This is a genomic window from Mucilaginibacter sp. UR6-1 (assembly GCF_020880975.1).
Taxonomy (GTDB): Bacteria; Bacteroidota; Bacteroidia; order Sphingobacteriales; family Sphingobacteriaceae; genus Mucilaginibacter.
Window position 1 is genome coordinate 525,178 of the sequence record NZ_JAJIWP010000002.1, and the last position, 14,352, is coordinate 539,529.

The 14,352-nt window shown below is 45.2% G+C and carries 17 protein-coding genes; 4 read left to right on the plus strand and 13 right to left on the minus strand.

Annotated features, from left to right (window positions below; all coding sequences use genetic code 11):
* Position 1: 1 nt before the first annotated feature.
* From LJ707_RS07620 to mraZ, 5 genes are read right to left on the minus strand one after another with little or no spacing between them, the layout of a single operon-like run.
* The gene (locus tag LJ707_RS07620; RefSeq protein WP_228950213.1) at positions 2 to 1,462 is read right to left on the minus strand and encodes a UDP-N-acetylmuramoyl-L-alanyl-D-glutamate--2,6-diaminopimelate ligase; all 1,461 of its coding nucleotides are present in this window, start codon (positions 1,460 to 1,462) and stop codon (positions 2 to 4) included.
* Positions 1,459 to 3,561 carry a penicillin-binding protein gene (locus tag LJ707_RS07625; protein WP_228950214.1) on the minus strand — a complete coding sequence of 701 codons (2,103 nt, stop codon included), beginning with the start codon at positions 3,559 to 3,561 and terminating at the stop codon, positions 1,459 to 1,461. Before LJ707_RS07625 ends, LJ707_RS07620 begins: the two co-directional genes overlap by 4 nt.
* Positions 3,551 to 3,961 carry an FtsL-like putative cell division protein gene (locus tag LJ707_RS07630; RefSeq protein ID WP_228950215.1) on the minus strand — a complete coding sequence of 137 codons (411 nt, stop codon included), beginning with the start codon at positions 3,959 to 3,961 and terminating at the stop codon, positions 3,551 to 3,553. The genes LJ707_RS07625 and LJ707_RS07630 overlap by 11 nt, the downstream gene beginning before the upstream one ends.
* On the minus strand, positions 3,958 to 4,863 hold the full coding sequence (gene rsmH / locus LJ707_RS07635; RefSeq protein WP_228950216.1) for a 16S rRNA (cytosine(1402)-N(4))-methyltransferase RsmH: 906 nt from the start codon (positions 4,861 to 4,863) through the stop codon (positions 3,958 to 3,960). The genes LJ707_RS07630 and rsmH overlap by 4 nt, the downstream gene beginning before the upstream one ends.
* Complete coding sequence (mraZ, locus tag LJ707_RS07640) at positions 4,856 to 5,320, minus strand: division/cell wall cluster transcriptional repressor MraZ (protein ID WP_228950217.1); 465 nt, start codon at positions 5,318 to 5,320, stop codon at positions 4,856 to 4,858. The genes rsmH and mraZ overlap by 8 nt, the downstream gene beginning before the upstream one ends.
* Before the next feature lie 354 nt (positions 5,321 to 5,674).
* On the opposite strand from mraZ, the gene LJ707_RS07645 reads away from it, so the two are divergent.
* The 3 genes from LJ707_RS07645 (at position 5,675) to LJ707_RS07655 (ending at position 7,308) form a co-directional block, all read left to right on the plus strand.
* Positions 5,675 to 6,238 (plus strand): hypothetical protein, encoded by a 564-nt coding sequence (locus tag LJ707_RS07645; protein WP_228950218.1) that lies wholly within the window; start codon positions 5,675 to 5,677, stop codon positions 6,236 to 6,238.
* 64 nt (positions 6,239 to 6,302) lie between these two features.
* Entirely contained in the window at positions 6,303 to 6,557 is a 255-nt protein-coding gene (locus LJ707_RS07650) for a hypothetical protein (protein WP_228950219.1), read from the plus strand.
* 25 nt (positions 6,558 to 6,582) lie between these two features.
* Positions 6,583 to 7,308, plus strand: a complete 726-nt coding sequence (locus LJ707_RS07655; protein ID WP_228950220.1) for a DUF3667 domain-containing protein — start codon at positions 6,583 to 6,585, stop codon at positions 7,306 to 7,308.
* Between the two features lie 48 nt (positions 7,309 to 7,356).
* Here the strand turns inward: LJ707_RS07655 and LJ707_RS07660 are convergent, their stop codons facing one another.
* The 8 genes from LJ707_RS07660 to gcvH form a co-directional block, all read right to left on the minus strand.
* A complete protein-coding gene (locus LJ707_RS07660) occupies positions 7,357 to 8,526 on the minus strand; it encodes a glycoside hydrolase family 172 protein (RefSeq protein WP_228950221.1) in 1,170 nt (389 codons plus the stop codon).
* Positions 8,527 to 8,626: 100 nt separating this feature from the next.
* Positions 8,627 to 9,010: a hypothetical protein gene (locus LJ707_RS07665; protein ID WP_228950222.1), complete on the minus strand. Its 384-nt coding sequence runs from the start codon at positions 9,008 to 9,010 to the stop codon at positions 8,627 to 8,629.
* A 92-nt stretch (positions 9,011 to 9,102) separates the two neighbouring features.
* The gene (locus LJ707_RS07670; RefSeq protein WP_228950223.1) at positions 9,103 to 9,522 is read right to left on the minus strand and encodes a hypothetical protein; all 420 of its coding nucleotides are present in this window, start codon (positions 9,520 to 9,522) and stop codon (positions 9,103 to 9,105) included.
* 65 nt (positions 9,523 to 9,587) lie between these two features.
* Positions 9,588 to 10,175 carry a SprT-like domain-containing protein gene (locus tag LJ707_RS07675; RefSeq protein ID WP_370632393.1) on the minus strand — a complete coding sequence of 196 codons (588 nt, stop codon included), beginning with the start codon at positions 10,173 to 10,175 and terminating at the stop codon, positions 9,588 to 9,590.
* 66 nt (positions 10,176 to 10,241) lie between these two features.
* Positions 10,242 to 12,356 carry a ferrous iron transport protein B gene (gene feoB / locus LJ707_RS07680; RefSeq protein WP_228950225.1) on the minus strand — a complete coding sequence of 705 codons (2,115 nt, stop codon included), beginning with the start codon at positions 12,354 to 12,356 and terminating at the stop codon, positions 10,242 to 10,244.
* Between the two features lie 11 nt (positions 12,357 to 12,367).
* Positions 12,368 to 12,583, minus strand: coding sequence for a ferrous iron transport protein A (locus LJ707_RS07685; RefSeq protein ID WP_228950766.1), 216 nt, complete (start codon positions 12,581 to 12,583; stop codon positions 12,368 to 12,370).
* A 212-nt stretch (positions 12,584 to 12,795) separates the two neighbouring features.
* Entirely contained in the window at positions 12,796 to 13,182 is a 387-nt protein-coding gene (locus LJ707_RS07690) for a VanZ family protein (RefSeq protein ID WP_228950226.1), read from the minus strand.
* Positions 13,183 to 13,190: 8 nt separating this feature from the next.
* Positions 13,191 to 13,571, minus strand: coding sequence for a glycine cleavage system protein GcvH (gene gcvH, locus LJ707_RS07695; RefSeq protein WP_228950227.1), 381 nt, complete (start codon positions 13,569 to 13,571; stop codon positions 13,191 to 13,193).
* 143 nt (positions 13,572 to 13,714) lie between these two features.
* On the opposite strand from gcvH, the gene LJ707_RS07700 reads away from it, so the two are divergent.
* Positions 13,715 to 14,305 (plus strand): DUF4142 domain-containing protein, encoded by a 591-nt coding sequence (locus LJ707_RS07700; protein ID WP_228950228.1) that lies wholly within the window; start codon positions 13,715 to 13,717, stop codon positions 14,303 to 14,305.
* Positions 14,306 to 14,352: the final 47 nt, after the last annotated feature.

Consider the following 14,352-nt stretch of genomic DNA (forward strand, 5'->3'; position numbering starts at 1 on the left):
TCTACACCATTTCTTTAAAAAGCGCTACCAACTCTTCCATATCGTCAAAGTGGTTGCGTACGCCGTTAATTTCCTGGTATTTTTCGTGGCCCTTGCCGGCAAGCAATATTACATCTCCGGGTTTGGCTAAAGTGCAGGCTGTTTTTATGGCCTCGCGCCTGTCGGTTATGCTTAATACATGGCGTTTAAATGCCGGGTCTACGCCTGCTTTCATATCTTCAATAATTTGCGCAGGGTCTTCGCTGCGCGGATTATCTGAGGTAAGGATTACGTTATCGCTCCATTCGCAGGCTACCTTTGCCATTACAGGGCGTTTGGTTTTATCCCGATCGCCGCCGCAGCCAATTACGGTGATCACCTTCTCGTTACCTTTGCGTATGCCATGAATGGTGCTCAGTACATTCTGCACAGCATCAGGCGTATGCGCGTAATCAACAATGCCTATTACCTTGTTGGGTGCAACTATATAATCAAAGCGGCCTTCGGCACCGGGTAGTTTGCTTAGGCTGGTTAAAACCTTGGCCCTGTCCTGGTCAAGCAGCATGGCGGTAGCGTAAACCGCCAGCAGGTTGTAAGCATTAAAAGTGCCCACCATCCTGAACCACACTTCATCATTATCAATATTGAGCAGCAGGCCGTCAAATTCACTTTCCAGTATCTTGGCTTTATAGTCGGCCATGCTTTTAAGGGCATAGCTTTTTTTGTGCGCTTTGGTGTTTTGCAGCATTACGCTGCCATTCTTATCGTCGGCATTGGTAAGCGCGAAGGCATTTTTAGGCAATCCGTCAAAAAAAGCCTTTTTAGCATCACGATAGGCCAGGAACGTTTTATGGTAATCCAGGTGATCGTGCGTAAGGTTGGTAAATATGCCACCCGCGAATGTTAAACCTTGTATGCGATGTTGTGCTACGGCGTGCGAGCTTACCTCCATAAAGCAATAATCGCAACCCTGTGCAACCATTTCGGCAAGCAACTCATTAAGCGCTACCGGATCGGGTGTGGTATGGGTGGATGGAATGATGGTGCCGTTTATCTGGTTTTCAACGGTTGATAACAATCCGCATTTATAACCCATATCTCGAAATAATTGGTATAATAGCGTAGCGATAGTGGTTTTACCATTAGTGCCTGTTACGCCAACCAGTTTAAGGTTTGATGAGGGATTTTCGTAAAAATTGGCGGCAACAATACCTAAAGCCACGGCAGAGTCAGCAACCATTAAAAAATCAACCTCACCGGTAACGTGCGCAGGCAGGTCCTCACAAATTACGGCTGCGGCGCCTTGCTTTACGGCTTGTTCAATATAATTGTGCCCGTCAACAACAGTACCCCTTACGGCTACAAACAACGAGCCGGGCACTACCTTGCGCGAATCAAAAACAACGGCCGTTATTTCAACATCCGCGCTGCCTTGTAAGTCGGTAAATGCAAGCCCCTCAATTATATCGCTTAAATATCTCATTGCAGTTCCAGTATAATTTTAGATCCTCTTGGTATTATGCTCCCGCCCGTAACCGATTGTTTTTTTACCATGCCGCTGCCGCGCGCGGTTACTTTATAGCCGGCGTTGCCCATTACATACAGTGCATCACTCAGGCCCATGCCGGTAACGTTGGGTACCGAGCCTTTTTTAACCTTGGTATCTTCAAACGCTATACCGCTGCTGGTATCAATGCCGTTTTCCAAAGCATTTACCGAGGCGTATAATGGTTTAAGACCAAGCTTATTATATACCTGTTTAAGTGCTTTTACATTACCTTGTTTAACATCGGGCATGCTGGTATTGCCTACCAGGTGCTCGGTTTGGTTTTGGTTAATGTGCATATCGGCAGCATAAACCTTATCGGCTATTTCCCTAAAAACCGGGCCTGATACTGCGGCGCCATAGTAGCCATTCTTAGGGTCGTTAATAACCACGATCAGCGAGTACTTAGGCTTATCAGCAGGGAAGTAACCGCAAAATGATGCCTGGTATTGCCTGTTTGCCTTGTAACCGCGGTTACCATCGGCCACTTGCGCAGTGCCTGATTTACCTGCAACCTTATAAACCGGGTTGTTAATAATGTTTTTACCGGTACCCTCGGTTATTACACCCTCAAGCATCGCTTTCATTTTGCTCAGCGTAACGTCCGAGCATATTTTGGGGTTCACAACTTTAGCGTTAAAATGCTCAACGGTATTACCTAAACGACGAATCTCGCGCACAAAAATCGGCGAGATATATTTGCCGTTATTGGCTATAGCGTTGTAGAACGACAGCATTTTTAATGGTGTAAGCTGCATCTCATAACCATAAGCCATTTGCGGTAAGCTCATGTTTTTGTTCCAGCTACGATTGTTAGGGTTTTTTACAACCGGTTTTGCTTCACCCGGAATTTGCAGGCCCATTTTTTCGTTCAGCTTCCAATCATATAAATGATCGGTGAACTGAGATTGATTTTCATGGTAAGCGGTATTCACCAAATAGGCAACCGCCGCGTTTGACGACTCCTCAAATGCCTTTTTAACGGTTACGCGGCCAATGCTGCCGTGCGAATCTTTAATGTTATGGCCCTTGATTGGATATACACCGGTGTTCACCATAGTATTGGTATCTACCTTGTTATCCTCCAGCAAAGCCATGTACGATGCTACCTTAAAAGTAGAACCAGGGTCCTGGTTACCGGCAATGGCGTAATTGAATTTCTCTTTGTAAACGCCATCCTCAACTTTGGTAAAGTTGGCCACCGCGCGAACCTCGCCTGTGGTTACTTCCATTAATATAGCGGTACCATGGTGTGCATCGCTTTTGATCATCTGCTTTTCGAGCGCGGTTTGCACCACATCCTGAAAGTTTACATCTATAGTAGAGATAATGTCAGCACCTTCTTTCGGGGCAATATCATAGTCGCCGTCATTCACGGGCATCCATATGCCACCGGCAATGCGCTGCATCAGCCTGCGGCCTTTTTCGCCGTTGATGTAACCCGCGTAAGCGCCCTCTAAACCAACCGGGTTTTGCACGTTATCATTTTTATAACCTATGGTACGTGCCGCCAGTGTTTGGAAAGGCATAATGCGCTTGTTTTTTTGCACCGCAATTAAACCTCCGCGGTATTTACCCATATTGAAGATGGGGAACTGGCGTACTTTTTTTAATTGCTGATAAGTTACCTTGCGTTTCAGTAAAAAATAACGGGCTTTTTCGTGCCTGGCCTCACGCAGTATGCGCGCGTACTGGCGTGCGGATTTATCAGCAAATAACCCCGAAAGCTTACCGGACAGCGAGTCAACCTTATCGTAAAATATCTTGTCGTTTTCAATAGCTCCGGCAAGCATATCCATACGCAGCTCATACTCAGGTACTGAAGTAGCCAGCAGGCTGCCATCAACCGAGAATATGTTACCACGACCGGCCTCCACATCCATGTTGCGTACTGAAAGGCTATCGGCCATGGAGCGCCATTTTTTACCTTGTACAACCTGAACACGGCCAAGTTGAAATACAACGGCAATAGCAAAAAGCAGGATCAACCCGAAAGCAAGGTAAACCCTGAGCAGTATGTTGGTCCTAATTCCCATTTTGATCCTCCTTAACGGTTATTTTTTGAGGTGGTTCAATAGATTGTTTTATGCCGATGGTATCGGTACGTTTAGCTACCTCGGTCAGCGTGCTTTTGTAAGCCAGCTCAGCCTTCGCCGATTTATAATCCCAGGTAAGCTCCTTTAATTCTTTACTTACTTTATCAATTTCGCGCAGGTTTCGCTCAGCCAAATGCCTGTTGGCAATGTAAAGCATACACAAAAACGCTACATATAAAATAAAAGGCAGGGCCTTAGTGGCCTCCTCGGTGGTTACAAAGCCTTTGTTTAAAAATTGCGTAAAAAAGTTGTCCGGTATTTCACGCACCGGCTTTTCTTCCACAATCAGTTGCTTTTCGGCTACTTCTTCCTCAATTTCACTACGTAGGCGGTTCGTCATTTCTTTACAGCTATTCTAAGTTTCGCGCTGCGCGCCCTGTTGTTATCTTTTATCTCATCCTCGGTTGCGGTAATAGCGCCACGGCTCACCGCGTCCAAAGGTTTTTTATCATTACCATAAAGGTCTTTCTCTACCTCGCCGCTAAATTTGCCTTTGGCGATGAAGTTTTTTACCAGCCTGTCTTCCAGTGAATGGTATGACATTACCACCAGCCTGCCGCCGGTGCCCAGTACCTCAGCCGATTGGGTCAAAAAATCCTTTAATGCTTCCAGTTCCTGGTTTACCTCAATACGCAGCGCCTGGAATACCTGTGCCAGGTATTTGTTTTCCTTGCCGCGTGGTATCAGGTTGATGATGGCGTTTTTCAGATCGGCAATGGTATTAAGCGGCGTATTCAGCCTTGCTGTCGCGATGGTTTTAGCCAGCGATTTAGCATTCTGTATCTCACCGTAAATACCAAAAATGCGGTGCAGCTCGGCCTCACTGTAAGTATTCACCACTTCCTTAGCGGTCAGGGTGTCGGCCTGGTTCATGCGCATATCCAGCTCGGCATCAAAGCGGATAGAAAATCCGCGGTCGGCCTGGTCAAACTGGTATGATGATACACCCAGATCGGCCAGTATTCCATCAACCGGAATAGCATCATGTAAGCGGCAAAAGTTTTTCAGGAACCTGAAATTCTGATCAACAAAAGTGAAGCGTTCATCGTCGGGGATGTTCTGCTGCGCGTCGGCATCCTGGTCAAATGCGATCAGGCGGCCCTGGGGGCTTAAATGTTTCAGTATTTCACGGGAGTGGCCGCCGCCGCCAAAAGTAACGTCAACATAAGTGCCGTTGGGTTTTATGGCCAGTGCGTCAATACATTCCTTAAGCATTACAGGTACGTGGTAAACGTTATTCATCGTTCCTCCTTCCTGCGCTGCCCATTACCTGCTCGGCCATCGCGGCAAAATCATCCGGGATGCTGTTCATCAGCTCATCATAAGCGGCCGGTGCCCATAGCTCAATTTTATTAAGCTGGCAGGCAATAACCACCTCGTTGCCAATACCGGCATAATCAAGCAGTGCTTTTGGCAACAGTACACGGCCGGCGGCATCCAACGATAAGCCCATGGCTCCACGGGTGAAAAAGCGCACAAAATCGCGGCTTTTCCTGTCGTATTGATTAAGTTTGCTCAGGTCGTTCACCGTATTTTCCCATTCTGTTTTGGTATATATCGTTAACTGTTTTTCAAAGCCACGCAAAATCACAAGACCCTCTCCTTCAACTCCGGGGAGTTGTTTCTTGAGGTCCGAAGGGATCATTAAGCGCCCCTTGGCATCCAGCTTGCAATCATATTCACCTAACAGGAATGACATCTATGGTATATCGGCAATATTTGTAACGTAAAAGTAAATCACTTTTCCCACTTTCTACCACTTTTCCCCACTAAAAGTTTTCAACATTTTTAGTGCGCTTTTTGTTGCATTATTTTTATAAATAATTTGGCTGTAAAACAGCTATTTACAGGGATGAGTAGTGCGGTGGGAAAAAGTGGAGCAGAAATGCGGCTTATTCACCAAAATTAGATGAGATCAGCAATTAAATCGCGAACCTGATTACTGAAAATTTAAGATCGGTGTTTGTAGGTCCCATTTTTTTTTCGATCGTCGGGTCTGTTATTATATTTGAGAGCCGGATGGTATTTAAGCATATCCCGGGCAAAATCAGTTATGCGAAAAATATTGATATTAGTTTTTATTGTTATAGTTACGATCGGCCTGGTTGGTGTGCTGGCTACTTATGTCAGGATAGATAGTTTTTCGTTTGCCTGGGCTTTGAACTTTCTGTTAATGACGGGTGTGCTTGCTTTTACTGAAACATTGAAAAGCGAACTGAATTCATCCTACTATGATGAAAAGAACTGGGAGCGCGGCGGAAAGATATACGAACAGTTCGGGGTGAATTTTTTCAGGAAATTACTGGTTTGGATAGGTTGGGAAAAACTGAATAAAAAGAATAATCCGGTAGCAAAAGATACCGCGGCTTTGGTTAATTTACATTATCAAACAAAAAAATCGGAGTTAGGTCACGTAATTATCCTGTTCATTGTGTTGGGATTTAATGTTTATGTGGCAATTCAATTCGGTTTTATCAAATCGTTATCATTGCTGATATTGAATATATTACTGAACCTTTACCCGGTCTTTCTCCAGCGATATAATCGTCCGAGAATAGCAAGGGCTATCAATCTAAGCAAACGGAGATCAGGGATCGTTGTAATAGATCTGCACTAAAGTTCAGCATACAATTGCCTCTGTTTTTGATTTTTGCATATATTGCAGCTTATCACAATTAAATATGGAGCAACTGTCCGCACTCACCACAGAGGAGCTTATAGCCCGTAAGAAAAAATTAAAAGGTATCCTGATCGGTTTCATGGTTATTGCCGGCATGTTGGTATTGGTTTATGCCTACAGGTATTTTGTAATATCAAAACCAATGTCGGTAGGTACATTTGTGCCTTTGATGGTGCTGCCTATTACCTGGCTACCCATGATTACCTCATTGCGCTCGTTAAGTGCCGAGATCAATTCCCGCAAAAAAGCAATTTAGTAAACAACTAACCTTCACAATTAACATGGTAAATTGCGGCAACTGCAATACTGAAGTCATTTATAAATACTGCCCTGAATGCGGGCAACCAGCCAAGCTTAAAAGGATAGACGGGCATTACATACAGCACGAGCTGTTGCACGTACTGCATTTTGAAAAAGGAATACTCTATACGATCAAGGAACTTTTGCTGAGGCCGGGCAAGAATGTTCGTTCGTTTATTGCCGAAAACAGGAGCAGGCTGGTAAAGCCCATTATATTCATCATTATATCTTCACTGCTATACACTATCATCAGTCATTTTTTTCATACCGAAGAAGGGTATATCAATATAAAGGGTGATAAGGATTCTGTAACTTATTCCATTAATTCATGGGTGCAAAACCATTACGGTTACTCCAACATCATTATGGGGATATTTATCGTCTTTTGGCTTAAGTTGTTTTTCAGAAAAAGCACTTATAACTTTTATGAGATATTAATACTGCTGTGTTTTGTAATAGGTATTGGTATGCTCATGTTTACCGTTTTTGCAATTATTGAAGGTGTAACACATCATAAATTAATGGCTGTTTCGAGTGGGATCTACATTATTTATGCCACATGGGCTATCGGGCAGTTTTTTAACAGCGGGAATACATTTGTACGCTATACTAAAGCTTTTATAGCTTACCTGTTAGGGATGGTAAGTTTTACTGTAATTACGTTAGGTATAGGCATAGCCGCCGACCTTTATTATCTTTATAATTAACCATTAAAGTTGTAAGCCTCCAAATGCGGAGGCTTTTGTTTAATCAGCTCAATTCACTTCCAGCAGGTCCTTCTCGGGCAGTTTCGGGAATTTGCCGTGCGGTTCGCGCTGGTACCAGTAGGCTACCGTTATAATGTCTGATTTTTGGGCGAGGTACCTGCCGCCATCGCGCCAGCCCAGGTCCTGTATGGTTACTTTTAAGTCCTTATCAAACCTTATCGGGTCCATAATATGCCAGCGGTACATGCCAAAGCGTTGCTGGGCTTTGTAAACGCCATCGGGGCGTATAACCTGGTGCAAACCGGCATAGGGTGTTGTAAACTCGGTGTACTTTCCGCCGCGGTCAAAGTTGTACGATCCGCAAAAATAGTCTTCCGTGCCTGTGCCGGCTATGGTTGGATACTCCTTGTCGCCATCCATAAAAAACTTGATCTCGCCTTCGCCCCACCAGCCGTTATTATTTACGCCTATGCCCATGTAAGTGCCCACGTACTGGCCTTTACCTTTTACATTATCCAATATGGTATGCAACGATGTGCTGTTGGGGTTTGAACGGCGGTACTGGGCATGAAAGTATGCTTCATCATCACCAATGGTAGTTAGTGTATAGTTTATCTGGTAATATAGGCGCATGGGTTCGGCCTTGTTGATATTCTCCAGCGTAACCCGGCATTTTTTGCGGAATGGCATCTTCCAGTAGCAGTTAAAGGCACTGCCCGGGTTCACCGTAACAGGTAATGAATTGAGCGGTGCATACTCGTTACCCCAACCCATCCCAAAAAACGCACCAACCGGCGACTCAACCGATGGCTCAGTTTCATCATCCCAATAAAAGCGAAGTATAGAGAACTGCCAGTTGCCGGTAGGGGTCATCCATATTTGCTGTATGGCGCCGGGGCCTTGCATTTCGGCAATGGTAATGGTTTCGCCGGGGTTTACAATAATAAAGGGATTTACTTTCCAGCCGATACCGAGATCGCGGGCCTCATTGGCGGCATTCGCCACGTTGCGCTGCCCTTTGTTCTTCACCGGATCGGCCATGGCGCCCTTGCCCTTGCCGCCGGTAAAATTTTCCGGACTAATGGATCTCGTTTGCGCGTCGGATAGGCGGGATAGATTGCCCAGGTTCATATCCAGCCCATTAAATTTTTCGGGTTGCTGGGCTTTTGCTGTTATACAGGCAGCGGTAGCTAACAAAGCTAAGAGCAGTTTTTTCATAAGCGGTATCTGTTAAGTATAATTGGTAAGCCGATGCTTAGCGCCGGCCTACCTCAAATTAACGGATATTGAAAAACTTTAGCAACCCTTAACGCCGATGTTACTTAAAGCTGATCTCGGTAGGGCCTGATACACGCTCCACGTGGCAGGCGCATTTACCGCCCGATATTTTTACGGTATCCTTACGGGTAATGTTGGTTGCGCTATCGGTTGCGGTAAGCTCAATATCATCACCGCCTTCCGTCAGTTTTTTTCGGTCGGCATCATCAACAATAGTAAAGGTTGTGCCGGTGGTTTGATCCTTACGGGTAAGGTTTTGACCGCTGCGCAGGTTAACAGCCTTAAAATCCTTAACCGTTTTATTGTACGTAACCGGTACGCTTGCAAACATCATGGTGCAGGGTTTATCGGGGCATTTTTCTTCGGATTGATTACAGGTGTTGATAGCCAGTATGGCCAAAAGCATTACAGGTAACTTGGTCATTGTAAATAAAAAGATTGATTAAAAAATGGCCCGGCTTATTAAGGTCGGGCCTTCACAACAATTAAACGCTATTTATAGATAATAGTTCTTGTTTAGTTAAACTGCAACTCATCCGGGCCGGAGAGTTTTTTGATATGACAGGCGCACGCGCCGCCCGCAACTTTTATAATGGCTGTTTTGGTTTGGGTGCCGGTGCTGTCTGTCGCGGTGATCAGGATATCATCCCCGCTTTCGGATAGTCCCTTGGTTGAACGGTCGTCTATGATCAGGTAATAGCCCGGCGTGGTATTTATAGTGGCAGCCGAGCCACGGTCAACAGGTTGGTTTGTGCGTTTATTGATTACAGTTAGCTTGCTGAGGGATTTTACCGGGCCATCTTTGTCCTTAAATAGCATCAGTATCATGGCAAATTCTTCGGTACAAACTTTATCCTGGCAGGTAGATACGTTCTTTTTACCGCATGATAACATTGTAGCAGCTACAAATACAATTAGCAAAGCTTTTTTAAACATAATAGCAGGTTTTAAAGCCATTACGCAGCGCCGAATGATAACGCTACAGTATGATAAATAAAAACCTACTGATCTGCGGGTAGTACTTCCACCTCGGCAACGGGACTGAACAGGTAAATGCGTTTGGTAGCTACTTCTACGCATTTGTAGCGCTTGCGCAGCTTTTCGCCTTTTTGAAATACACGGCCATCTTTTAGTTTGAACAGGGTATTGGCGGGTATTTTTTCGACGGTGTGGATGGATTCCTGCGGAGCATCATACAAGCGCAGCGAACGGTACAGGTTAAGATCAGAACAGCTTGAAGCGGCCGGATTATTCAGATACTTCACAATAGCCTGCTTAACATCCGGCGGAAATACGTCCTTCTCAAAAAAAGGCTGCATCATCTTCTTAAAATTGTTCTTCCACTCGGTGCCGTGGGGCTTGGCCTTGTGCTTGTGCTCGTTCCAGGTGTGCAGGTGCGCAAACTCGTGCACGGTAGTTACCAAAAACGCGTAGGGGTTTAAATTATAGTTGATAGATATGCGGTGGCCCTTACCATCAAACGGGGCGCGGTAATCACCAAACTTACTGCTGCGCCCGCGCGATATTTTGAACTCGCATTTAAAATAATCTATCCACCGGCCAATAAGCGGCGCGGCATCAGGCGGCATGTAACGGGCAAGAATTTGTATTTTATCCAAAGGTAACCTCTGTGTGCAAAGATACTAACCAACTGCCTATTTTAAAAGCTGGTAGGTAATAAAGGCTACCCCGTAAGCAAGCACCGCCATGTAGGCGAATTGTATGGCAGGCCACTTCCAGCTTTTGGTTTCGCGGTATACAACGGCAACCGTACTGGCGCATTGCATGGCAAAGGCGTAAAACATCATGAGCGAAAATGCCGTGGCCAGCGTAAATACCGGCAGCCCGGTTTCGGGGTTACGGGCGTTGCCCATTTTTTGTTGTACCGATTGTATGTCGTCCGTATCGCCCTCTACACTATAAATGGTAGCCATGGTGCCCACAAAAACCTCGCGCGCGGCAAATGAGGTAATTATGGCTATGCCGATCTTCCAATCGTAACCCAAAGGCTTTATCACCGGCTCAATGGCATGGCCCAGCATACCGGCGTACGAGCTTTCTAATTTCTCTGAGGCGATGACGCGGTTAAGCTCTTCAGGGCTGTTGGTTATTTTGAATTCGGTGCTGCTGTATTTCTGTTCTATCTGCTCAAACTTGTTGCCCGGCCCGTATGATGCCAATACCCAAAGTACGATGGATACAGCGATGATTACTTTACCTGCCTGAATTACGAATGCTTTGGAGCGATCATACATCGCGAAGATCACGTTTTTCCACCTTGGCATACGGTAAACGGGCAGCTCCATAATAAAGTAACCACGCTCACGCACCTTCAGGATGAATTTCAACACGAATGCCACAATAATAGCCGATACCAAACTGAATACATAAATGGCCGTAAGCACCAGGCCCTGCATATTAAATATGCCCCAAACCGACTTATCGGGTACAACCAAAGCAATAAGCAAGGTATAAACCGGCAAGCGTGCCGAGCAGGCTACCAGCGGGGTAACCATAATGGTGATCATCCTGTCCTTCCAGTTCTCGATGGTACGGGTACCCATAATGGATGGTACAGCGCAGGCAAAACCACCAATAAGCGGCACTACCGATTTGCCGCTCAGGCCTACCTTGCGCATCAGCTTATCCATCATAAAGGTTACGCGAGACATGTAGCCCGTATCTTCAAGTATGGATATGAAAGCGAAAAGGATAGCAATTTGGGGGATGAAAACCAGCACGCCGCTCAAGCCGGCCAAAACGCCGTCAATAAGCAGGCTGGCCAGCGGCCCTTCGGGCAGCAGGTTGCGCATTACATCCTCGGCCCAAACAAAAGAGGCTTCAATAAGATCCATCGGGTAGGATGACCATGCGAATATGGACTGGAATATGAACAGCAATATCCCCATAAAGATGATAAAGCCCCATACTTTATGCGTTAATATATGATCTATCCGGTTGCTGAAACTTTCGTGCTGCGCGGCTTCGGGCGTTTTAACCGTATCGTACAGCAAATCATTGATGAAATTGTAGCGGGCAACAGTTTCGGCAGCCTGTGCTTTTTGCGAGTGGAAGGCGTGCTCCTGCTCCAGCGTTTCAATACGCTCACTTTGCTCGGCTGATAAGTAACGCAGGTGTTCATGCTGGTGTGCCAGTTGCAAGGCCAGATAGGGGTTATCAACCTGTAGCTCATTGCTGATCTGCCCGATAAGCCCGGGCGCGAAAACATTAACATCAATACTATCAGGTTGCAGGGCAACCTTGTTGGCATAGGCAATGGCCTGTTTTAGCTCGGTAACGCCTTCGCCTTTGCGCACGGCCATGGGTACCACAGGTACGCCCAGTTTTTTTGAGAATTGCTCAACATCAATTTGTATGGCCGATGTACGCGCCATATCCATCATGTTGAGAGCGATAATAACCGGTATTTTAAGGTCGGCTATCTGGGTATATAGTAACAGATTACGTTTAAGGTTGGTAGCATCTAAAACAACAACCACCAAATCGGGGCGGGCTGTGTCTATCTTATCGGCCAAAACCGAAAATACAATGGATTCATCCTTGCTTTTAGGGTAAAGGCTGTAGGTGCCGGGCAAATCCACCACTTCGGCCTGGCGGCCGTCGGGCAGTTGCATAAAGCCCATTTTTTTATCAACCGTAACACCCGGAAAGTTGCCTATTTTTTGGTTTAAACCGGTAAGTACGTTAAAAAGGCTTGATTTACCTGTATTGGGGTTTCCGGCTAATGCTACGCGTATATCGGCTTTCAAATCCTGAAAAACTATTGTAAAATGATGGTTGACGCTTCCAGTTTGCGGAGGCTGAGCTGGTAGCCTGAAACAGTTATCGCTATCGGATCGCCAAGCGGGGCAACACGGGTAACTTTTACAGTTTCGCCGGGCAGGCAACCCATCTCCATCAATTTTACCGACATTTCAAGATCGGTAAACTCCTTTACTATGCCGGTTTGGCCAACTTCAAGCTGCGATAGATCCATCATTAGTATAAATTAACCCTGCAAATATAGCCTTATTTATACCCGATCCAAATAAGCTGGCGCTTAGCGGAGATAATCTTTTTATAATGATCTATGGATGACGTAATGTTTTGCCTTGTGCGTAGCCAAAATGCGGGCAATTGCAATCCTTTTTAAATATACCGCATGATGACAGCAGGAGCGAGGCACAGACCAGCGCTACGATGTGTAACTTAATTTTTTGCATATTTTATTGCGTTACTGGTAACCAATATGCTGAACATTGCCATACAGATGCCTACCGTATCAGCAAACAGATCATTCCAATCCGCACTGCGCCAGGTAAAAATGTATTTCTGTAATAGTTCAATGGCACCGCCAAAAGCAACCATTGCAAGTACGATCAGCACTGCTGTTAATACGGATAAGCCTCTTTTTTTGTTGTGCTTTACATAGCCGCTACTGTATAAAACCGTCATCGTAAAAAACAGGCCGCAGTGTACCAGTTTATCAAACCCCTCAAAAAAGGTGGGCGAGTGGCTTACGCCGCCCATCTTAACATCGCAGATGAATAAAATAAAAAAGGCCCACAAAATAGCGGGCCAATAATTTTTTAGCATAGTGCTCATTAAGCGCCTACCAGGCTTTTATATTCATCGGCTGATAAAAGGCCGTCAATGTCGGCAATGTCAGCAGGAGTGATCTTTACTATCCAGCCTTCACCATAAGGATCGCTGTTCACCAGTTCAGGCTGGCTATCTAAAGCCGGGTTAACTTCGCTAACGGTACCTGTAACCGGGATAAACAGGTCTGACACGGTTTTAACAGCCTCAATGGTGCCAAAAACTCCTTCTTTAGCCACTTCTTCACCAACGGTGTTAATGTCAACATATACAATGTCGCCCAGTTCGCCTTGTGCAAATTCAGTAATGCCAATAATAGCTTGGTCACCTTCAACTTTTATCCACTCGTGGTCTTTAGTGTATTTTAATTCGGCCGGAAATTCCATTTCAGTTAATATTTAAATGTGCCCAAAAATAAAAAAACTTTGGCTTTAAAAAACACTATGCAGGTGTTTCGCAAAAATTAAATGCGGTTACAGTAAGCAATGGTATAAATATTGTTAACTATTAGCAAATAACATATACTACCATGAAAAAACTAAGTTTAGTAATGATGATGGCGCTTGGCGCTTTCACTTTTCAGGCCTGTCAAAACTCGGGCAGCAAAGATGCCGTTGAAACAGCCGACAGCCTGAACACTAATACCGACACAAGCACAAGCGCATCAGCGGCTGACAGCGGTACCATTGCCGATGAAGATTCAAAATTCTCTACCGAAGCAGCTAATGCAGGTATGGCCGAAGTAGCTTTGTCTGAATTAGCTACAAAAAAATCAACTAATGCTGATGTTAAAGCGTTTGCACAAGCTATGATTAAAGATCACAGCGCAGCTAACGAAAAATTGAAAGCATTAGCTACCGTTAAAAACATTACCCTGCCCGCTGTAGTAGGTGAGGAAGAGCAAAAAGTTGCTGCTGACCTGTCAACTAAAGCCGGTGCTGAATTTGACAAAGCTTATGTTGACCAAATGGTGAAAGACCACGACAAAGCCGTATCATTATTTGAAGAAGGTTCAAAAGACGCCAAAGATGCTGACTTAAAAGCTTTCGCTACCGAAACATTGCCAAAGCTTAAAGCTCACCAGGAGCACATCAAGGCTATTAAAGATAAGCTCAAATAATCCATTGCGATATTTTGAAGGTAAAAAAGCGGCAAGCATCATGTTTG